This window comes from Mesorhizobium sp. WSM3873, from assembly GCF_001672445.1.
Lineage (GTDB): Bacteria > Pseudomonadota > Alphaproteobacteria > Rhizobiales > Rhizobiaceae > Mesorhizobium.
The window spans coordinates 26,773-47,102 of sequence record NZ_LYTM01000021.1; the positions used below are offsets into that span (position 1 = coordinate 26,773).

Annotated in this window: 21 protein-coding genes and 1 riboswitch; of the genes, 8 read left to right on the forward strand and 13 right to left on the reverse strand. The window is 64.7% G+C overall.

Features of this window, described 5'->3' with window-relative positions:
• Positions 1-20: 20 nt before the first annotated feature.
• Positions 21-164 (reverse strand): hypothetical protein, encoded by a 144-nt coding sequence (locus A9K71_RS31545; RefSeq protein WP_156752689.1) that lies wholly within the window; start codon positions 162-164, stop codon positions 21-23.
• 531 nt (positions 165-695) lie between these two features.
• Here A9K71_RS31545 and A9K71_RS15410 point away from each other — a divergent pair.
• Complete coding sequence (locus A9K71_RS15410) at positions 696-1,421, forward strand: hypothetical protein (protein ID WP_066997102.1); 726 nt, start codon at positions 696-698, stop codon at positions 1,419-1,421.
• A gap of 242 nt (positions 1,422-1,663) precedes the next feature.
• Positions 1,664-2,071 carry a DOPA 4,5-dioxygenase family protein gene (locus tag A9K71_RS15415; RefSeq protein ID WP_066997105.1) on the forward strand — a complete coding sequence of 136 codons (408 nt, stop codon included), beginning with the start codon at positions 1,664-1,666 and terminating at the stop codon, positions 2,069-2,071.
• Positions 2,072-2,152: 81 nt separating this feature from the next.
• Here the strand turns inward: A9K71_RS15415 and A9K71_RS31550 are convergent, their stop codons facing one another.
• Positions 2,153-2,608 (reverse strand): hypothetical protein, encoded by a 456-nt coding sequence (locus A9K71_RS31550; protein ID WP_156752690.1) that lies wholly within the window; start codon positions 2,606-2,608, stop codon positions 2,153-2,155.
• Between the two features lie 360 nt (positions 2,609-2,968).
• Positions 2,969-3,268: a hypothetical protein gene (locus tag A9K71_RS15425; protein WP_245299636.1), complete on the reverse strand. Its 300-nt coding sequence runs from the start codon at positions 3,266-3,268 to the stop codon at positions 2,969-2,971.
• 514 nt (positions 3,269-3,782) lie between these two features.
• A riboswitch (cobalamin riboswitch) is annotated at positions 3,783-3,974 on the forward strand.
• Positions 3,975-4,063: 89 nt separating this feature from the next.
• Between A9K71_RS15425 and A9K71_RS15430 the strand changes: the two genes are divergently transcribed.
• On the forward strand, positions 4,064-5,131 hold the full coding sequence (locus A9K71_RS15430) for a HoxN/HupN/NixA family nickel/cobalt transporter (protein ID WP_066997184.1): 1,068 nt from the start codon (positions 4,064-4,066) through the stop codon (positions 5,129-5,131).
• A gap of 538 nt (positions 5,132-5,669) precedes the next feature.
• Here A9K71_RS15430 and A9K71_RS15435 read toward each other — a convergent pair.
• Positions 5,670-7,139 (reverse strand): HWE histidine kinase domain-containing protein, encoded by a 1,470-nt coding sequence (locus tag A9K71_RS15435; RefSeq protein ID WP_066997111.1) that lies wholly within the window; start codon positions 7,137-7,139, stop codon positions 5,670-5,672.
• Positions 7,140-7,455: 316 nt separating this feature from the next.
• Here A9K71_RS15435 and A9K71_RS15440 point away from each other — a divergent pair, with 316 nt between their 5' ends.
• On the forward strand, positions 7,456-7,956 hold the full coding sequence (locus tag A9K71_RS15440) for a group 1 truncated hemoglobin (protein WP_245299637.1): 501 nt from the start codon (positions 7,456-7,458) through the stop codon (positions 7,954-7,956).
• Between the two features lie 40 nt (positions 7,957-7,996).
• On the opposite strand, the gene A9K71_RS15445 is transcribed toward A9K71_RS15440, so the two are convergent.
• From A9K71_RS15445 to A9K71_RS15460, 4 genes are all read right to left on the reverse strand, one after another.
• Positions 7,997-8,242, reverse strand: a complete 246-nt coding sequence (locus A9K71_RS15445) for a MoaD/ThiS family protein (protein WP_066997117.1) — start codon at positions 8,240-8,242, stop codon at positions 7,997-7,999.
• Between the two features lie 62 nt (positions 8,243-8,304).
• On the reverse strand, positions 8,305-10,569 hold the full coding sequence (locus A9K71_RS15450) for a xanthine dehydrogenase family protein molybdopterin-binding subunit (RefSeq protein ID WP_066997120.1): 2,265 nt from the start codon (positions 10,567-10,569) through the stop codon (positions 8,305-8,307).
• Position 10,570: 1 nt separating this feature from the next.
• Positions 10,571-11,047: a (2Fe-2S)-binding protein gene (locus A9K71_RS15455; RefSeq protein ID WP_066997187.1), complete on the reverse strand. Its 477-nt coding sequence runs from the start codon at positions 11,045-11,047 to the stop codon at positions 10,571-10,573.
• Positions 11,047-11,907: a xanthine dehydrogenase family protein subunit M gene (locus A9K71_RS15460; protein ID WP_066997123.1), complete on the reverse strand. Its 861-nt coding sequence runs from the start codon at positions 11,905-11,907 to the stop codon at positions 11,047-11,049. The genes A9K71_RS15455 and A9K71_RS15460 overlap by 1 nt, the downstream gene beginning before the upstream one ends.
• A 224-nt stretch (positions 11,908-12,131) precedes the next feature.
• Between A9K71_RS15460 and A9K71_RS15465 the strand changes: the two genes are divergently transcribed.
• The 3 genes from A9K71_RS15465 (at position 12,132) to A9K71_RS15475 (ending at position 15,649) form a co-directional block, all read left to right on the forward strand.
• Positions 12,132-13,454, forward strand: coding sequence for an aminotransferase class I/II-fold pyridoxal phosphate-dependent enzyme (locus tag A9K71_RS15465; RefSeq protein ID WP_066997126.1), 1,323 nt, complete (start codon positions 12,132-12,134; stop codon positions 13,452-13,454).
• 83 nt (positions 13,455-13,537) lie between these two features.
• Positions 13,538-14,656, forward strand: coding sequence for a branched-chain amino acid ABC transporter substrate-binding protein (locus A9K71_RS15470; RefSeq protein ID WP_082980541.1), 1,119 nt, complete (start codon positions 13,538-13,540; stop codon positions 14,654-14,656).
• Positions 14,657-14,755: 99 nt separating this feature from the next.
• Positions 14,756-15,649: a LysR family transcriptional regulator gene (locus A9K71_RS15475; protein ID WP_066997193.1), complete on the forward strand. Its 894-nt coding sequence runs from the start codon at positions 14,756-14,758 to the stop codon at positions 15,647-15,649.
• Between the two features lie 52 nt (positions 15,650-15,701).
• On the opposite strand, the gene A9K71_RS15480 is transcribed toward A9K71_RS15475, so the two are convergent.
• Positions 15,702-16,283: a TetR/AcrR family transcriptional regulator gene (locus A9K71_RS15480; protein ID WP_066997130.1), complete on the reverse strand. Its 582-nt coding sequence runs from the start codon at positions 16,281-16,283 to the stop codon at positions 15,702-15,704.
• Positions 16,284-16,423: 140 nt separating this feature from the next.
• Here A9K71_RS15480 and A9K71_RS15485 point away from each other — a divergent pair, with 140 nt between their 5' ends.
• A complete protein-coding gene (locus tag A9K71_RS15485) occupies positions 16,424-17,281 on the forward strand; it encodes a crotonase/enoyl-CoA hydratase family protein (RefSeq protein WP_066997133.1) in 858 nt (285 codons plus the stop codon).
• Here A9K71_RS15485 and A9K71_RS15490 read toward each other — a convergent pair.
• From A9K71_RS15490 to A9K71_RS15505, 4 genes are all read right to left on the reverse strand, one after another.
• On the reverse strand, positions 17,278-17,592 hold the full coding sequence (locus A9K71_RS15490; protein ID WP_066997135.1) for a cupredoxin family copper-binding protein: 315 nt from the start codon (positions 17,590-17,592) through the stop codon (positions 17,278-17,280). The genes A9K71_RS15485 and A9K71_RS15490 overlap by 4 nt on opposite strands.
• Complete coding sequence (locus tag A9K71_RS15495; protein ID WP_066997196.1) at positions 17,589-18,113, reverse strand: DUF4142 domain-containing protein; 525 nt, start codon at positions 18,111-18,113, stop codon at positions 17,589-17,591. Before A9K71_RS15495 ends, A9K71_RS15490 begins: the two co-directional genes overlap by 4 nt.
• A gap of 193 nt (positions 18,114-18,306) precedes the next feature.
• Positions 18,307-19,002: an RNA polymerase sigma factor gene (locus A9K71_RS15500; RefSeq protein ID WP_066997199.1), complete on the reverse strand. Its 696-nt coding sequence runs from the start codon at positions 19,000-19,002 to the stop codon at positions 18,307-18,309.
• A 94-nt stretch (positions 19,003-19,096) separates the two neighbouring features.
• Entirely contained in the window at positions 19,097-20,182 is a 1,086-nt protein-coding gene (locus A9K71_RS15505) for an HPP family protein (protein ID WP_066997138.1), read from the reverse strand.
• Positions 20,183-20,330: the final 148 nt, after the last annotated feature.

Consider the following 20,330-nt stretch of genomic DNA (forward strand, 5'->3'; position numbering starts at 1 on the left):
GGGCAAGGCCTAGCCGGCCCTCACAGCAGGAACGATTGCCTGTCGCGCAATGTGGCGCTGATGGCGGCGATGCCGGTCTCGATCTCGCGCTTGTTGGCCAGGATCGCATCGCCGGCCGCACCCTCGACCATCGATCGCAACAGGTCGGCCTGGCCGACCAGCACCGCGTCCTTGTCGGCCAGCGCGATGAGCGTTGCGGCTTCGAGCCGGTAGCGCGGGCGCCTTGCCGCCCTGGGCGACTCTCAAGCCTCCAGGCCGGCGCACGCCAGGAGGTGGGGGAGAATTGGCCCGGCGAAGCGAGACGGGGCCACTCCGACGAGAGCCCGGCGTCGGCATCAGCAATCGGCGCTGGCACGGTGGTGTCCTTGTTCTGTTGCATTTTAGTTGAAACTAATTTGAAAGTTGCCCGTTAGCAGCGCGTAGGCGAGCTCAAACTTGCCCTGCTGTCGACAGCTAAGTTGAAAGGAGAAGTCCTAAGCCTTTTTCAGTGCTTGGCGTTGCCGAGACCGCTTTTCTATCATTCGTCTTTCGAGCGGCCTCCAGCCGCGCCGGTCACCGCCGAGGCCGATGCCTGGCAGGGCGAGAAGTCGCCATCGCTCGGCACGCATTCGCGCGACGAAGGCTTCGCAGACCGCTGTCGAGCGGACGCTCGATGAGGAGCCACACAAGGTTGGCCTTGGAACAAAGGTCTGGCCATGAAAAAATACCTAGCAGCCGCGCTGGCGATCGCCATCCCGATCGGGCCTGCCTCGGCGCTTGACGTCGGCGTCGGCGGCAAGGTCGGCGGCATCGGCGTGGGCGCCGGATTGGGCGCCGGTTCGCAAGGCGTGTCGGCGGGCGTGGGCGCCAGTGCCGACGGTGTCGGCGGCGCAAACGTCGGCGCATCGACTGGCGGCGGATCGCTCGGCGTCAATGCCGGCGGCAATCTGGGCAGCACCAGCACAGGCGTGTCGACAAGCGTGGGCGGCGCCGCCGCGGGCGACGATCCTTCCGCCGTCAGCGGATCGGCTGCCTCTGCGCAGAACCCGGCCGCGGTGCCGACAGCCCCTGCTTTGGCCAAGAGCGCGACGCAGACCATTGTGCTGCCTCCAGTGCTGAGGCCCTCCAGATCCGCCGGCGGCGACCTCCGGCGGGTCACCAAAGGCTATCGCATCGCGCCGCTGTCACCTCCGAAGGCGATACGGGGCACGCCGGCCGCCGTGGTGCGCGCCTGTCGCGCCGCGATCACGGCGGCCGCCAAGCCCCTCGGCGCCGTGCGTGTTTACACGGTCAGCGCCGGCCCCTTGCGTCAACGCCGAAGCGGGCTCAACGCGCCGATCGAGGTGCGCATAGACTATGACAGGCGAGGCGGCATCGAAGTGAGGCAGGCGAAAGTCGGCTGCCGCCTAAATGCGAAGGGCGCGGTCACCGCGGTGATTTAGGCCAAAGGCACAACGGCCGTTGCCATCCTTCCTGCCGGTTGCAACCTCGGCGGTTTGGCAATTCCTCGCCCCCACAAGGTGGAAGGGAGAGGTGGCTCGGCGCAGCCGAGACGGAGCGGGGGAGCGCCATATCCGACAACCCTGCCGACCGCAGTCCGGATCTCAGCCGGCTGCAGACAAGGCGCCCGCGCTTCGGCTAGAGTTCCGCCGGGCGCAAAAAATCATCGAAGGGGAGCATTGCGATGAACGAAGTCAGGCCGATCGCCGAGATCGCCAGCTATCACGCCCATATCTACTACGGCGGGCAGGCCGAGCGGCAGCATGCCGAATGGCTGCGCCAGCGCATCGCAGAGCGTTTCCGCGTGCGCCTGGGCAATTGGCGCGACGAGCCGGTCGGCCCGCACCAGCAAGCCATGTACCAGGTCTCCTTCGCCACCGAGATCTTTGCCACGCTGGTTCCTTGGCTGATGCTGAACCACGGCGGCCTAAGCATCCTCATCCATCCCAACACCACCAACCCCAAGCGCGACCACCTTATCGACCCGATGTGGATCGGCCGGGCGCTGCCGGTGAAGGGCGACGTGCTTGGCGAAGAAGACGAGGCGGAAGAGGCGCTGGAGGTGAATACCGAGCCGACGCTGGGGGTGTGAGGGGAGGTCGAGCCCTCAATCAGGGTAATCGGCCAACAATGACGGAAATAATCTAGACAGCCCTTTCGTGGCAAAGTGGCGTCAGAAGTTGGCGACGAACCCAATCCCATTCAGCCAACGAACCAGCGGCGGCGCTGCTACGACGATTACGACGGGAGCAAAACATACCCCTGCAAGAAACCCCCATCGGCCAACGCGACGCGGGTCGTCTGCTTCATAGGTGGACCTGATGCCAAACCTGCTTGCAACAACATTCCAGTTGCGCTTGGGCCTGATATGACCACCGACCAACGCTATTGGAATCGACGTCAAAAAGAGGAGCCAACAACTGGTCGCCTGAAAAGCTGAGAAGTAGGTGACCCAGCCATGCTCATTGTGTCGGTAGATTAACCCTGTCGCGGGATCGGGAAAATGAGGGGCGGCTGATTCCCAAACTTGAATCAGGACAAAGAAGCAGACAAAAGCCGTGAACCCATATCCGGCAAGAAAGCCGCCGAGGACATTGAGTACTGCTTTGCGTTCAAATTTGGCGAACATAGTTCGTTCAACGCTTTAGAACAAAGCCCATCTTATAGTTGGGATTACTTGAAAGCTTAGTCAACGATGAGGATCCAATTTGAATGGCAGCGATGCATCTCGCGCTTTCCTCGTCTCGCCAGATCACCCCTCTGATGCGCCTCTGATGCTAAACTACCGGCGGCCTGAGCATCCTCATCATCCCACTACCACCAGACCCTAGCGCGACCACCTGATCGACCCAATCTGGATCGGCGGCCGCTGGGTGAAGGGCGAGGTGCTTGGCGAGGAGGACCAAGCGGAAGAGGCTGGAGGTGAATACCGAGCCGACGCTGGGGGCTTGGAAGGCACTCAATGGGCGGTGCCCTCCTTCGCCCCACATCACACCCTCCCGCCTTTTTTCAGAACTTCGGCGGCATCAAAAGCGCCTTGCGCGCCTGGTTCATTGGCATGAAACATTATGACCGTGACACCGATATCAGCCGTCGGAGCATACATGGGCGTGCTAATGGTTGTTCCACTGTAAGTACCGTAAGCCGTGCTGCCCATTACCGTTGCATTTGCGCTACCGAACGTATTGCTGGACATACCGACAAACCTGGAGCCGGAGGCAGTTGAAGCTTGCTCAAACCGAAAGTGCGTATAGCCGCGAGACAGAGTTGCCTCAGCCGCCTTCTTCATTGTGATCGCGCCGGCAGACCCAGTGAAAAGAGCTCCGCTAGCGTGAGTATCCAACCGTACTACGTTTGGAGCCAGCGGCATCTCTGATGTAGTTGCGCAGCCAGCTAGAGCCAGCGCGGCAATTAAAGCAACAGCCCGATACATTGTGTCCCGCCTCCCAAGGTTCGGCGAGTAGAGCACATATTTGCTGGCTATGCGAGCGCGCAGTAGGCGGCCATCCACAGCTGTGGAATGGAAATGTTCTCTTTTGCTTGGGTGACTAAGAAAAAGGCCGCAGCTTGTTCTTCACACAGCACTATCTTCTTTCCGCCGCCTCTTGCCAGGAAGATGCATAACGATAGCCTTACATTAGCGCGATGTAATGGTGTAGAAACCTTCCGCTTGGCCTACTTGTGGTCAATCGGGCCAACGATAGCGTCATCCCGCCTCGCAGCGCCTGCCGCAATCCTTTCGTCACGATGGCGTGAGGGGCCTCTGGCCGTCGGAGTTGTCGATTGACTGGCCAACCGCGGTGTGGCGAATTCGCGCTGATGGTTCCCTTCGGGGATCAAAAGGGAACGCGGTGCGGAGAAATCCAAAGCCGTGGCTGCCCCCGCAACTGTAAGCGGCATGCCGTTTTCACGATGCCACTGGCTGCATGGGCCGGGAAGGCGAAAGCGGCGGCAATCCGCGAGCCAGGAGACCTGCCATCATGGACGTCAAAGCAGAACATCGGACGGGGTGATCCGGTGTGCGCGCCTGGCCGGACGGCGGGGCGAGTTCCCTGCGATGACAGGCAACGTCAAAGGCAGAACCATGCTGATCCAACTATCGAAAATGCTGAACAAAAGCGCGCCCGACCTGAAGGCCAGACTGATAACAATCTACGGCGCGCTCGCCATTCTCAACGTCGGGGCGTGGCTGTGGGCTTTCGTCGCCTTCCAGGACAAGCCGACATTGCTTGGCGTCGCTCTCGTCATTTATGGCCTCGGCTTGCGCCATGCCGTCGATGCCGACCACATAGCGGCCATCGACAATGTCACGCGCAAGCTGATGCAGAACGGCAAACGGCCGGTCTCCGTCGGTTTCTTTTTCGCACTCGGCCATTCGACGATCGTCGTCATCGTCGCTGCGGCTATCGCGGCGGCAACGTCCCTGCTCGGCCGTTTCCAAAGCCTTCAGGAGATTGGCGGCACGATCAGTACCGGCGTTTCCGCACTCTTCCTGCTCGCCATCGCGGCGATGAACATCGTCATCTTCTTCTCGATCTACAGAAGCTATCGGCGGGTGCGGGCCGGTGGGGCGTTTGTCGAGGAGGATCTGGACCTGCTGCTCAACAATCGCGGCTTCCTGGCCCGCGTCTTCCGCCCGATGTTCCGGCTGGTGTCGCGCAGCTGGCACATGTTCCCACTTGGTTTCCTCTTCGGCCTTGGTTTCGACACCGCGACCGAAGTCGCCATGTTCGGCGTGTCCGCGGCACAAGCGGCCAAGGGCGTGCCGTTCGAAGCCATTCTGGTCTTCCCGGTGCTTTTCGCGGCCGGCATGTCACTGGTCGACACGACCGATGGTGTGATGATGCTCGGCGCCTATGAGTGGGCCTTCGTCAAGCCGATCCGCAAACTGTACTACAACATGACGATCACCCTGGTGTCGGTCCTTGTCGCAGTGCTGATCGGCGGCATCGAGGCGCTCGGCCTGATCGGTGACAAGCTCGGTCTGTCGGGCGGCTTCTGGAACGGCGTCGGCACGCTCAACGACAATTTCAACAATCTGGGCTTCGCCATTATCGGCATCTTCATCGCCGCCTGGGCGATCTCCTACGTCGTCTACAAGGCCAAGGGGCTGGACGATGTGGAGATCGGATCCGCAGCAAAGAATTCATAAGCCGCCGGCCGCGGCTGGCTGCAGCAGGCCAGCCGCATCTCTCTGCCATCAGATCCCGGCGGCTGCCAGCCTGCCTCCTTAAAGCGCCTCGGCAACAGGAAGCCGATGACGGCAAAGGCGACGATCGCCAGCTCTGTCAGCGGTGCCCGGCTTGACATTTTTGTTCCCATTTTGTTCACTGTTGGCCAGACAGCAACAGGAGATCGCCGGCCCGTGCGCACGCGCTTCAAAGGCATGCTGAGGACCCGTAGCCCAAGCCTTTGGAAGTTTGATGGAATTCTGCGCTTGGATAAGCCAGGGGTTAAGGCCTGGGATAAGCCCCATAATCCATAAGCCAGAATCCAGAGTCCAAATATCCAGAGTCCAGAACAGAAAAGCTGGCGCTTTTCTGTTCTAAAAAAGTGGGGAAGGGGAAAGCAAAAATGGGAGCAGCGCAAGCCATTCGGCGTACGGCGCTACGGCGAGGGCTCGGCGGCGCCAGCGAGCTTCCGACGTGGCGGCGAGCCGCCCTGTTCGGTCTCCCAGGATGAAACCGGCGTCACGTCAGCCCGCCGATCTGCTCATCGCCGTCCAGCTCCGCCCCGCGGGCGACAACCACGTTGGGGAGCGGCGCCGAGAGCGTCCAGCGAACGAGGCCGGGCAGCCGTTCCATGGAGGCGCTGCCGGAGAGGCTGGTGGGGACGACGCGTTGGAGAACGACGCTGCCGAAGCCTTTGTGCGGCTTGGCATCCGCGGCCGCGGCAGGTTCGGAAAAATGTTCCTCCCAGACCAGCTCGAAGTCGCTGCCTTCGGGGGCCGGGGCTACCCGCCAGTCCATTCGCACGGTTCCGGCGTCGCCGGCCAGGGCGCCGTATTTCGTCGCGTTGGTGCCCAGCTCATGCAGCGCCATGCCGATGTTCTGCACCGCGTTCAGCCGCAGCGTCACGTCCGGCCCGGATGGCGAGATGCGCTCTTCGTGTCCGAACGGCCGCAGATGTTCGCGCACAAGGTCGGCCATGCCCGCGCCGCGCCAGTCGTTCAGCACCAAAAGGTCGTGCGAGCGCGACAGCGCCATGATGCGTTCGCGGATCTGGTGTTCGAACGCGCGCGGGTCGGTCGCGCGCTTGCTCGTCTCGCGGATCATGGAAAGGATCACCGCGTACTGGTTTTTGACGCGGTGGTTCACCTCGCGCATCAAGAGTTGGATCTGCTGTTCGCTCGCCCGTTTCTCGGTGATGTCGGCGGCCATGCCGAACCATTCCAGGATGCTGCCGGTGTCATCGACGATCGGGATTGCCCGTGAGGTGGTCCAGCCGGCGGACCCGTCGGCGCGCCGCACCCTGTGCTCGAGCTCGAACACGCCGCGCTCCATGATGGCGCGCTCGATCGCCGCCTGGATGCTCGCCTGGTCTTCCGGGAACAGGTATTCGTCGCGCCAGCGGATCGCCGGCCCCTGGGCGCTCGACAGGAAGCCGCGGCCGTCCAGCTCATGCATTTCCTGCCAGTCCGGGCTCATCCGGTAAACCACGTCGGAGCTGGCATTGACCAGCGCGCGAAACCGCTGCTCGCTTTCGCGCACCTTTGCTGCCGCCAGCACCCGGGCCGTGGTCTCCGAAACGATGCAGAGCACGGCTTCAACCGTGCCGTCCTGCGCCCGCACCGCGGAATAGGAGATGTCGAAATAGACCGTCTTGCCGACCAGGCCGGATCGTTCGATATAGAAAGGCCGGTCCCTGGCCGAGAAGGTTTCGCCGGTTTCGAGAACTCCGCGCAGCAGCGGCTCGAGGTCGGTCCAGAGTTCGGACCAGTTTTCCTCGGCGGGACGGCCGAGCGCGCGCGGATGCTTGTCGCCGATGGTCGGCGCGTAGGCGTCATTGTAGAGCGCGACAAACTCCGGCCCGCAGAAAAGCACGATCTGGGCTTCGGCCGCGAGCATCAGGTCGACCGTCGTCCTCAGGCTGAGCGTCCATGTCTCGATCGGCCCGAGCGGGCTTTCCGACCAGGGATATTCACGAATGAATCGCGCCATCTCGCCGTTTCCGCGAGGCCACGATTCATGGAAGAGCCCGTCAGCCATAGGCGCATTAACGCGCGACGCCGTTTATGTATCCGTCTCCGTCACGCAAAATTTTAGCCATCGTGAATAGACGCCAGGCTGCCGGTCCGCCGGAGGAATATTTCGGGCGCAGTTTCGTTAGTTCCTCATACGATGCCGTTTGAGGCAAAGTGCATATGTCCCGCAATCACGCATTGAAGCCGCCAGAGCGGCCGGCTCTGGCCCAACGGAGGTACCAGAGATGAAAACGGCTGTTTCGACCTCTCTTTCGAGACGAAGCGTCGTCGCCGTGCTGGCGGCGGCCGCGTCGACCGCCATGTTGCCCGCCGGCGATGCGCTGGCGCAGACCAAGCAGACCGCGCCGGACAAGAGTCTATACGATCGGCTGGGGGGCGTGTTCGTCATCGCAGCCGTGGTCGATCACTTCAGCGACGCCGTCGTGAAAAACCCCATCGTCGGCAAGAAGTCCAAGAACCCGCAACTGCGCAAATGGCACACCAAGAACCTCGAACGGCTGCCGGGCCTCAAGTTCATGCGTACGCTGTGGGTGTGCGATGTTTCCGGCGGCCCCTTCAAGTTCGTGGCCACCGAGCCGGGCGCGACGCCGCTCGGCCTCGAGGAGGCCCACAAGGAGCTGAAGATTTCTCCCGCCGAATTCGACGAGGTCGCAGCGGAACTGGGGCGGACGCTCGACCGCTTCAAGGTTCCGAAGGCCGAAAAGACCGAGGTCCTGGAAGCCTTTGCCGCGCACAAGGATGAGGTCACTGCCGGCTCTGTCAAAAAGGGGTGAGGCTCAGCGCGAATCCGGCGAAGGCGGTCGGCCGCTCCGCCTATCCACCCGCCAGCCGCGGCAGCAGGAAAATCTCCGCCCCCGGCGGCAGTTCCTTCGACCAGGTGTCGCGATAGATCGTCCCGTCGATCGCGACCGCGATGCCGCGATCGAGCAGGGGTTCGAACGCGGGATGCTGTTCCGCAAGCTTGCGGAACAGCTCCCTGATGTCCTTGGCCTCGATGTCGAGCTTGTCCTTGCCTCCGGCGGCGGCGCTGAGCGAGCCCCAGAGCGTGACTTGGACCATTATCGCCTGATCCTCATTGGACCGTGACGTGAGCTGAAAACCGCTTCGCGCTTTTCAGCATGCTAGCCTTCCCGTTCGGCCTCGAGCGCTGCAAGAATCCGCGGCGGCGACATCGGGATGTGGCTCATGCGCACGCCCACCGCGTTCGACACCGCGTTGGCGATCGCCGCCAGCGGCGGCACGATCGAGGTCTCGCCGACGCCGCGCACCCCGTAGGGGTGGTTGGGGTTGGGGATTTCCAGGATCTGCGTGTCGATCATCGGCAGGTCGGAGCACACCGGGATGCGGTAGTCGAGGAAGCCCGGGTTCTGCAGGCGGCCGTCCTTGCCGTAGATATACTCCTCGTTGAGCGCCCAGCCGATGCCTTGCGCGGCGCCGCCCTGGTACTGGCCCTCGACATAGGTCGGGTGCACCGCCTTGCCGGCATCCTGCACCACCGTGTAGCGGATCACCCTGGTCGAGCCGGTCTCGGGATCGACCTCGACGTCGCAGATATGGGTGGCGAAGGAGACGCCCGCGCCGTCGGCGACGAGTTCGCTATGGCCGGCGATCGGCCCGCCGGTCTTGCCGGACTGTGCGGCGATCTCCTTCAGCGACAGCTTGCCGAGATTGCCGTGCTTCTCGCCCTTGGCGACCGCGTGGCCTTTTTCCCAGGCAACGTCGTCGACCGAGATGTCCCACATCTGCGCGGCGCGCTCGCGCAGCACCTTGATGGCGTTGCGGGCGGCCGAGATGGTCGCCATCGAGGAGGAGAAGGTGCCGCGGCTGCCGTCGGTCATGTCGTTGTAACCGAGGCTGGAAGTGTCGGCGACGATCGCCTTGACCTGGCTGTAGTCGATGCCGAGCTCTTCCGCCGCCACCAGCGACAGCGACGCACGGGAACCACCGACGTCGACCGTGCCGACGGCGAGCGACACCGTGCCGTCCATGCCGATGTTCAAGTCGGTGCAGGTCTGGCCGCCGAAGTTGAACCAGAAGCCGCAGGCCATGCCTCGGCCTTGGTTCTGAGCCAGCGGCGCGCGCATATGTGGGTGCTCCTTGACCGCCTCGAGCGTCGGTCCGATGCCGATCGGGCCGTAGACCGGGCCGTAGGAGGCGCGGGTGCCTTCCTGCGCAGCATTCTTGATGCGGAACTCGACTGGGTCGATGCCGATCTCCTTGGCGAGCTCGTCGACAGCGCTTTCCACCGCGAACGCCGCCATCGGCGCCGAAGGCGCGCGATAGGCCGCGGTCTTGGGCCGGTTGACCAGCACCTCGTAGCCGACGGTCTTGACGTTCTCCAGCTTGTAGCAGGCGAAGGCCGTCATGGCGCCGATCTCCGCCCACATGCCGGCATAGGGGCCGCAGGTGTAGCGCAGCGTCGCTTCGGCGGCGGTGATCGTGCCGTCCTTCCTCGCGCCGATCTTGACGTCGATCGAGGTGGCGCTGGTTGGCCCCGAGGCGCGGAACACCTCGTCGCGGGTCATCACCAGCTTCACCGGGCGGCCGGCCTTGCGCGACAGGGCCAGCGCCACCGGCTCGGCCCAGACATGGGTCTTGCCGCCGAAGCCGCCGCCGATCTCGGAAGAGGTGACGCGCAGCTTCGAGACTTCGAGGCCAAGCAGCTGGGCGCAATGCTGGCGATAGACGAAATGACCTTGCGTGCAGACCCAGAGATCGGCCGTGCCGTCGGGATTGACGCTCGCCACGCAGGCATGCGGCTCGATATAGCCCTGATGCGTCTGCTCGGTCTTGAACGAGCGCTCGACGACGAAATCGGCCTGGGCAAAACCCTGGTGGACGTCGCCATGGCCGTATTGCGTGCGCTTGGAGACGTTGGACGGCTTGACCGGCTTTTCCTCCAGTCCCTCGGTGAAGATGGCGTCGTTGATGAGCGGGGCGTGGTGCTGCATCGCCTCGTCGACATCGGTCACATGCGGCAGCACCTCATAGTCGACCTCGATCAGCTTCAGCGCCTGCCTAGCGGTGCGGGCGTCGATCGCCGCCACCGCGGCCACGGCATGGCCGTCATAGAGCGCCTTCTTGCGCGCCATGCAATTGTCGAGGGTGTCGAACATGCCGGCATCGCCATCGGTCAGGTCCGGCAGGTCTTTCGCCGTGATCACCGCCTTCACGCCGGCGAGCTTTTCGGCCTTCGACGTGTCGATCTTCTTGATGATCGCGTGGGCGTGCGGGCTGCGAAGCACGCGGCCGACCAGCTGCCCGGCCATGTTGAAGTCGGCGCCGTAGCGGGCGCGTCCCGTCACCTTGTCGACGCCGTCGGGGCGGAGCGGGCGCGTGCCGACGGATGAGAAGCTGCGTCCCGAGTAGCGCGGATCGAAATTCATCTCAGGCTCCCTTCATCACGTTTGCCGCGTCCTGGACGGCGCGCACGATCTTGTCATAGCCGGTGCAGCGGCAGAGATTGCCAGCCAGCCCGAAGCGGATTTCCTCCTCGGTCGGGGAGGGGTTCTTCTCGAGCAGATCCTTGGCCGCAATCAAAAAACCTGGCGTGCAGATGCCGCATTGCAAGGCCGCGTGCTCGAGGAATTTCTGCTGCAGCGGATGCAACTGGTCGCCATGCGCCATACCTTCGATGGTCTCGATCTGGCGGCCTTCGGCCTCGGCGCCGAGCACCAGGCAAGAGCACACCAGCCGGTTGTCGACGATGACGCTGCAGGCGCCGCAGTCGCCGGTCCCGCAGCCTTCCTTGGCGCCGGTCAGTCCCAGCCGGTCGCGCAGCACGTCGAGCAGCGTCTCGTCCGGCTGGCAGAGATATTCGACGTGATCGCCGTTGATTGTGGTTGAAACCGCTACACCGGCCATCATTTGCCTCCTGCACGCTCATAGGCGGTGGTGGCGACACGCTTCGCCAGCACACCCGCAACTTTCCGTCTGAATTCGATGGTGCCGCGCTTGTCGTCGATCGGGCGGCAGGCGCCCGCGCAAATCTTGGCGAGCCGCTCCAGCGTCGCCTCATCCAGCTTCGAGCCGACGAGCACCTCGGCCGCCTCCTCGACCAGCAGCACCGTGGGCGCCGCGGCGCCCAGCGCCACGCGGGCCGACTTGATCGCGCCCGCCTCGCCGAGCGTCAGGTTCACGCCGGCGCTGACCACGGCGATGTCCATCTCGGTGCGCGGAATGAAGCGCTGATAGGCGTCGCCCGCATTTGGCGCGCGCTTGTCGAGCAGGATCGCCTCGATGATCTCGCCCTTGGCCAGCGAGGTACGGCCCGGTCCGGTCGGCACGGCTTCCACGGGAATCGTGCGCCTGCCGTTCGGCCCGGCAACAACAGCCTTAGCGCCGGCAGCCACCAGCGCCGGCACGCTGTCGGCGGCGGGCGAGGCGTTGCAGAGATTGCCGACGATTGTGCAGCGTCCCTGCACCTGCTTCGAGCCGATCAGCTTGGCCGCCTCGACGACGCCGGGCCAGGCCTTCTTCAGCGCCGCGTTCTCGCCGAGCACCGCGCAGGGCACCGCGGCGCCGATGCTGAAGCCGTCTGCCGTTTCCTTGATTTCGCTAAGGCCCGCTATCGCCTTGATGTCGACGATCAGCTCGGGCTCGATGAAGCCGCCCTTCATCCTCACCAGAAGGTCGCTGCCTCCGGCAAGGATCGCGGCCGGGCCGGCCGCGCTGGCCAACAGGCCGGCGGCCTCTTCTATTGATTGCGGACGTATGTAGCGCATCGTCTCCCCTTGGTGGTCATGATCAGATCGACCGTTATAAAGACTCTCCTTATAATGACCATCCGCTTCCTGCATTGCACCACCTAAGTCAGGCGCATTGCCCTAATTCCTACCCCTAAATTTTCTAAGCCTAGCCGCTAGAACTACTCGTTTGCGCCCGGCCGGCCAAGCCTCCACCATGCCCTGACGAGCCGGACATCGCATCCGGCAACAGGGAGGCTTCGATGACCGCTCTTGCCCGCAGGCCCTGGGTTCCCGCCCATTGCGAGGATTTTATCCAGGCGCTGGCGACCGCCACAAGCGGGCAGGGGAACGACGCCGTGCTCGCCGCGATAGAGGGCGGCATCGCGCTCAACCGGCAAATCCACGAGGCCGACTGCATCAACCTCAATCCGGCGACCAATGTGATGAACCCGAAGGCGGAGGCCGCGCTTGCCGCCCGGCTCGGCTCGCGTCCGTCGCTCGGCTATCCCGGCGACAAATACGAGATGGGGCTGGAGGGCGTCGAACGCATCGAGGTCATCGCCGCCGAGCTTGCGGCGCAAGTCTTCGGCGCGAAATATGCCGAAATCCGCGTCCCTTCCGGCGCCATCGCCAACCTCTACGCTTTCATGGTCGCGGCGCGGCCAGGCGACGCCATCATCGCGCCGCCGCCCGCCATCGGCGGCCATGTCACGCATCATGTGGCGGGCTGCGCCGGTCTGTACGGGCTGGAGATCCATGCCGCGCCCGTCGATGCCGGCGGCTACACGGTCGATGTCGAGAGGCTCCGCGCGCTTGCCCTTGAGATCAGGCCGAAGATGATCACCATCGGCAGCAGCTTCAATCTGCTGCCGCATCCCATCCAGGAAATCAGGGCGATCGCCGACGAGGTCGGTGCGCTGGTGCTGTTCGATGCCGCGCATCTTTGCGGCATGATCGCCGGACAGGCCTGGCAGCAGCCGCTGGAGGAGGGCGCCCATCTGATGACAATGAGCACCTATAAGAGCCTCGGCGGGCCGCCTTCGGGGCTGATCGTCACCAACGACGCCGAGATCGCCGAAAAGCTCGACCGCATCGCCTTTCCCGGCATGACCGCCAATTTCGATGCCGCCAAGGCGGCCGCCCTGGCCATCACCATGCTCGACTGGAAGGCGCATGGCCGCGCCTATGCCGCCGCCATGGCCGGCACCGCCAAGGCGCTGGCAAGCGCGCTGGCTGAGCGCGGCCTGCCGGTGTTCTCGACCGCGAAGGGGCACACCGCCTCGCACCAGTTCGCCATCGAGGCGGCGGAGTTCGGCGGCGGCCAGGCGGCAGCGAAGCGGCTGAGGCGTGCGAACATCCTCACCTGCGGCATCGGCCTGCCGGTCACGGGGGTCGATGGCGACATGAACGGCCTGCGCTTCGGCACGCCGGAGATCGTGCGCTGGGGCATGACGGAGAAGGACATGCCCGAGCTTGCCGCCCTCATCGCCAGGGGACTGCGTGGCAACGATGCCGTGGAGGATGTCGCGGCGGATGTGAGTGCATTCCGGCGCCGGTTCACGAAGCTGCATTTCGTCAGCTGAGCGCCTGAACCCGCGGGCAGGGAGCCCGCTTCGTCAAAAGCAAGGGCCGCGGGCGAGAAGCCCGCCTTCTTCAACAAAGGGGAATGACCATGCGCATGATTCTGCGATTGATGACTGCTGCCCTGATGGCCGCCGCCGCCGGCGTCGCCAGGGCGGATATCGTGCTCGGCGTCGCCGGCCCGATGTCGGGGCCGAACGCCGCCTATGGCGAGCAGTACCGCGTCGGCGTCGAGACGGCGATCCAGCGCATAAACGCCAATGGCGGCGTGCTCGGTCAAAAGCTCAGCGTCTCGGTCGGTGACGATGTCTCCGACCCCAAGCAGGGCGTGTCGGTCGCCAACAAGTTCGTCGCCGACGGCGTGCACTATGTCGTCGGCCACTACAATTCCGGTGTCACCATTCCGGCCTCGGAGATTTATGCGGAAAACGGCGTGCTCTTCGTCACGCCCACGGCCACCAACCCGATGGTGACTGAGCGAGGCCTATGGGACGCGTTCCGGGCCTGCGGCCGCGACGACCAGCAGGGCATCATCGCCGCGAAATTCGTGCTCGAGCGTTTTGCCGGCAGGAAGGTCGCGATCGTCGACGACAAGTCGACGGCCGGCAAGGGCCTCGCCGACGAGATGGCCAAGGCCTACAATTCCGGCGGCGGCAAGGAGGTGCTGCGCGAGGAGATCAACCCGGGCGAGAAGGACTACAGCGCGCTTGTCGCCAAGATCAAGGAGTCGGGCGCCGACCTTGTCTATTACGGCGGCCAGCACACAGAGGCCGGCCTGATCGTGCGCCAGATGCACGACCAGGGCGTCAAGACGGTCCTGATGGGCGGCGACGGCATATCCAACAGCGAGTTCGGCGCCATCGGCGGCGATGGCGCGGCCGGCACGCTGATGACGTCCTTCCCCGATCCGGCGAGCTTTCCCGAAGCCAAAGACGCGGTCGCCGACCTGAAGGCGAAGAACGTGCCCACTGAAGCCGTCACGCTCTACGCCTATGCCGCCACCCAGATCCTCGCCGAGGCGATCGCCAAGGCCAAGGTCGACGACCCGAAGGCGGCGTCCGAGTATCTCCATTCGGGAGCGGCCATCCCGACCGTGCTTGGCACCATCTCCTATGACGACAAAGGGGATATCAAGCAGCCGGGCTTCGTCGTATTTGAGTGGCGGAAGGTCGACGGCAAGCTCGCTCCGGTGGCCCTCAAATAGACTTGAGGTCCTGGAGGCGAGCGCAGGCGGTCGCCGTTCTTTCGCTCGAAGCATTGCCGCGCCGTCATGGCAGGCGGCGCGGCATTGGGAAAGCTGCAGATGGCCGTCAATCCGCCGCGACCGCGCATGCCGCCGCTCAACGCCCTCAGGGCCTTCGAGGCGGCGGCACGCCATGAAAGCTTTGCCAAGGCGGCGGACGAACTCGGCGTGACCCCCGCCGCCGTCTCGCATCAGGTGAAGGCGCTGGAGGCTTGGCTAGGCGCTCCGCTTTTCGTGCGTCACGCGCAAGGCCTGCACCTCACCGATGCTGGGCGTTCGGCGCTACCCTCGTTTTCCACCGCCTTCGACGCATTGGGGCTCGCCGTCCAGGAATTGCGTATCTCGGCGCCCCGGCCGCAGGTCAGCGTCGCGGCATTGCCTTCGATCGCGCAGCTCTGGCTGGCGCCGCGGCTGCCGGCCCTACGCGCGGCGCATCCGGCGCTGCGCCCCTCCATTCATGCGCTGGAAGAGCCGCCGGACTTCCGGCGCGAGCCTTTCGACCTCGCTATTTTCCTCACCAGATCGGGCGCCGGCCGATCCTTCAAGCTCTGCGACGACGTCATCTTTCCTGTCTGCGCGCCGGCGTTGGCCAGACAATTGAAGACGCCGGCCGAACTTTCCTCGCAGTTCCTGCTCTGGGACACCACCTGGACGGAGGATTGGAGCCTTTGGTTCGAAGTCGCCGGCGTGAAAGGCCCGTCGATCGAGACAGGTTCCGAATTCTCGCTCTACAGCATGGCTGTGCAGGCCGCCGTCGACGGTGCCGGCGTTTTGATGGGCCATGAGGCGCTGGTGTCGCGCGCTCTTGCCGCCGGCTCGCTGGTGGCGCCGTTTCCCGAATTGCGCGTGCCGACCGGCCGCGCTCTCTCGATTCTCGCACCGGACCGTCCGCCCGCGCCCGCCGCCACCATGATCGACTGGCTGCTGGCAGAGGAGGGGGCAGCGCGCGGCTGAGGCCGCCGGACTCGCCCGTCGCGGTCCACGGGGTCAGGATGCCGGGCGGGGTCTACGCCGCTGCCATCCGCGCCCGCACCAGCGTCGCGGCGGCATGGCCGGCGGCCGTGATGTAGTCGGGATTGTGGTGGATCAGCATGCTGGAAAAGGCGCCGTCCATCAGAAGCACGATCTCGCGCGCCAGCATCTTCGGCTCGCGCACGCCATGGCTAGAAAGCTCGCCCGCCAGCCATTTCTCGAAATTGCTCTTATGGCGCGAGCCCGCCTTCACCGCCGGATGGCCGGGCATCGCGGCGAGTTCGGCGGCCGTGCGCAGGAAGCCGCAGCCCTTCCATTTGACGTGCCGAGCCACGCGCGCCAGATGGGTGAAGATCGCCGCGACCTTCTTGTCCGCGCCGCCTTGCGCCGCCTCGAACCAGCCGGCCATCTGCTTGAGGTTCGGCTGGTCGCGGCTGTCGAGATAGGCCGTGATCAGCTCGTCCTTGCTCTTGAAGTGGTAGTAGAGCGTGCGCTTGGTCAGCCCCGCCTTTTCCGCCACGGCATCGACGCTGACGCGGCCGATGCCTTCGGCATAGAAGAGTTTTGCCGCCGCGTCGACGAGGCGTTTCCTGGTTGGATTGGGCTTCTCGGTCATCCGTCAAGTATACCGACTAGTGAATATACAAACAAGCCGGAAGCTGATCCCTTGCAGCCGTTCCATAGAGCAATTCCAGGAAACTGCGCAGCGCCTTCCGTTCGGAATTGCGGAGAAAACGAACGGCTAAGGAGAACACTATGACCGAGCCCGTGCTTTGCGACATCCGCGACCGCGTCGCGGTGCTGACGCTCAACCGCCCCGAAAAGCTCAATGCCCTGAATTACGGCCTTATCGACCGCCTGCTGGCGATCCTCGACAGGATAGAGACCGACGATGCCGTGCGTGCCGTGATCCTCACCGGGGCAGGGGAGCGCGCCTTCTCGGCCGGCGGCGACATCCACGAATTCGCGTTGAGCGTGGCCGAAGGCACGGATGTCGCGCTGCGCGATTTCGTCATGCGCGGCCAGCGGCTGACGGCGCGGCTGGAAGCGTTCCGCAAGCCGGTCATCGCCGCCGTCAACGGCCTTGCCTTCGGCGGTGGCTGCGAGATCACCGAGGCGGTGCCGCTGGCGGTCGCCAGCGACCGCGCCCTGTTCGCCAAGCCGGAAATAAAACTCGCCATGCCGCCGACCTTCGGCGGCACGCAGCGCCTGCCGAGGCTTGCCGGGCGCAAACGCGCGCTCGAACTGCTGCTTACCGGCGAGCCTTTCTCGCCCGCGCGGGCGCTGGAACTCGGGCTGGTCAACAAAGTCGTGCCGCATGAGGAGCTGATGCCGGCCGCGCTCGATCTTGCGAACCGCATCATCCGCCATTCGCACGCGGCGGTGGCTGGCATTCTCACCGCGGTGGCGCGCGGCATCAACCTTGGCATCGCCGAGGGCCTGCTGGTCGAGGCCGAGCAGTTCGCCCGCATGGCCCCGACCGCCGACCTCGGCGAAGGGCTCAGCGCCTGGATCGAGCGGCGCCAGCCCATCTATGACGGCTCATGGACGCACGTCACCCGGCTCAGCGAGGCACGGCGCGCCTCGCTTCGGCGCGATCCCGCGGCGGATTAGGGCGCCGCGTTGAGGCGACCCTTCATGTTGGGGTGGAAGCGGCAGAAATAGTCGACCGCTCCCGCTTGCTTGAGCGTGATCCTGCCTTTCGATTTCGGCGGGATCATCACCTCCCAGCCGCCCTTCACTGTCGCGGTGTGGGCGATGACGTCCTTGTTCACCCACTCGATCGTGTCGCCGACCTTGGCCTCGACGCTCGCCGGCGAGTAGACCAGCCTGTCGATGGTCACCTCGATGGTGGCGGCGAGCGCCGGCGGCGCGACAAGCGCCAGCGCCAGCGAGCCGAGCAGCGATAATGCGCCCGCCCTCATTTCAGCGTGCCGGCGACATGCTCGGCATGCTGCTCATGTCCCTGGAAGATTTTCAGCCCGGTCTCGAGCAGGCTCTTCAGCTCGGCATTGCTGGCCGAAGGAATGAGCAGGGTTTCGAGCGCGCCGTTGACCTGCTTGTGATAGGCGACCTCGTTCTCGATATAGGCCTTGTCGAAGGCAGTGCCCTCGAGCTTTGCCAGCTTGGCGCGCTCTTCCTTCGCCGCCTTGGTCAGCGCCTGGCTGGTGGCGTTGTCTTCCGGCTTCACCTTCAGCTTCTTCACCAGGTCGAGAGCCTGCTTGTTCACCGCCTCGTGGTCGCGCTCCATATCCTTGGCAAAGTCGACGACCTCCTTGGTTTTCGACTTCTGGATCGCCAGCTTCGCCGCCTCGATGTCGAGCACGCCGGCCGTATAGGCGATATGGGCGATCTGCGGGTCGGTCGGCTTCTCGGCGGCTCCAGCCAGCGGCGCTGCGCTGACGAGGAGGAAGGCTGCGAGGGCTGCGGTCGGTCGGATAAACATGGCATCTCCTTCGCCCGGCACAGAGGCACCGGGCTTCATCCTGGGTTGACGGCCATTGGATGCGGGAGAGGGCGAAACGTTCCCGGGAAAAGTCGCGGGACACACATGTTGGACATTGCATGTTGGAGATTGGCCGAAAAGCTCATCCGCGATGCCTCTCCTCAACGCGGGCTTCGCGAAATCTGAACGCGCCTCAGCCCTCGAAGCCGAGCCTCTTCATCACCGCCCGCGTCAGCCGTTCGCAGCGCCGGCCGGCGAAAGGAAAAGCGTCGAGCAGCACCGGGCCGATCTCGTCGTCCAGCGCCTTGCGCACCAAGGCACGCGCCCGGTGCAGCCTTGTCTTCACCGTTTCCGGCCTGATGCCGAGCAGGTCGGCGGTTTCCTCGATGCTCAATCCCTCGATGACGCGGGCGACGAAGACCGTGCGATAGACATCGGGAAGGCTGTCGGTCGCCCGCTCGACAAGCCCGAGGATCTGCCGCTGCGCCATTGTCCGCTCCGGATCGTCGCCAGGGTTCAAGTCATTTGAATTCAACGGAAACCGGATGATCTGCGCGTCAGGGTTTTCAGGCATTGCCACGATGCGTTTTCTCTTGCGCAGCCGGCCGAGCGCCTCGTTGATGACGATGCGCGACAGCCAGGTCGAGAGCGAGGCATCGCCGCGGAAGCTGTCGAGGCTGGCGAAGGCGCGCATATAGGCTTCCTGCACGATGTCCTCGGCCTCGGCGTCGTTGCGCACCACGCCGCGCGCGATGCGGTAGAGCCGCTGGTTGTGCGTCTTGATGATCAAGCGAAAGGCGCCCGGGTCCCGTGCCAGGGCCCGGTGCACCAACGCCATCTCGCCGGCCTCCGCCGCCGAAACCGCGGCGGCCTGACTTGCTGACTTCATCATCGCGCCCCGATCTCCCAACAGGTGTTGCATCCGGGCAATTGGACGCGCCTGCCGGCAAAAGGTTCCCGGATTTTCCCGATCCAGTCGCGCGCTATGCTACAGCTTTCAGCGGCGGCCTGTCTGCAGCCTGCGCGCGGGCGGCGGCGGCAAGCAGATCGGTCTGGGTGATGAGTCCGAGAATATGCCGTCCGGCGTCGACGATCACCACCGCATGGCTGCGCCCGTCGGTCAGCAGCGGCAGCAGGCTCATCGCCGGCGTCTCGGGCGAGGCCGTGCCGGCCTTCGACATCACGCCCTTCACGGTGTCGGTCGCTTGCGTCAGTTCGCGCAGGCCGACGGCGCCGACCAGCCTCGCCTCGGCGTCGACCACCGGCAGGGTGCGGATATTGTGGTCGAGAAGCTGCTTGCGCGCCTCGTCGGCGGTGGCGTTCTCCGACATCGAGATCACGTCGCGGGACATGATGTCCCGGCAGAGCAGCGTCCGATGCGCGCGCACCATCGCCTGCAGCTCGACCTGGCGCAGCAGCCTTTCGATGTCGTCACGGTCGATGTCGAAGGTCTCGTCGAGTGCCGCCAGGGCGGCATCGACATCCTCGGGCCGGAAGCCGACGCGCTCCGCCGGCGGCCGGTCGGCTGTGCCGTGGCTGCCGGCGGCGGGCTGATGCACATGCGGATAGTTGCGCCGCGACAGCTTGTGGAACAGGAAACCCAGCGTCACCAATATGATCGAGTTCAGCGCCACCGGCACGAAGGGAAACAGGAAGCCGGCGCTGATCACGGCCGGCCCGCCAAGCACGCCGGTGAGGGCTGCCGCACCGCCCGGCGGATGCAGCGAGCGCGTGAAAGACATGGCTGCGATCGCCAGCGCCACCGCCAGCCCGGAGGCGATCACCGGGTTGTGCACGAAATGCGCCACCGTCACGCCGACCAGCGCGGAGATCGTGTTGCCGCCGATGATCGACCAGGGCTGCGCCAGCGGGCTCGACGGCACGGCAAAGAGCAGCACGGCGGACGCGCCCATCGGCGCCACCAGCATCGCCACATGCGGTCCGTTGCCCATGGCGAGCCCGCTGATCACGCCGGTCAGCGCGATGCCGATGGTCGCGCCGATGCAGGCAAGCAGGCGCTCGCGCAGCGTCGCGCCGGCAAGGATCGGAACGAAGAGGCGGAACGCCATGGCAGCCCCAGGTCGAATGGCTTGAACTGTCGAATGGTGGAATTTGCGCTGCCCGCAATGCCGCCGAAGCCACGGATTTGGAAGCCAAACCAATCCGTATATTCGCGGCTGGAGAGAATATTATTGCAGCGCGGATCGCCTGCGACAT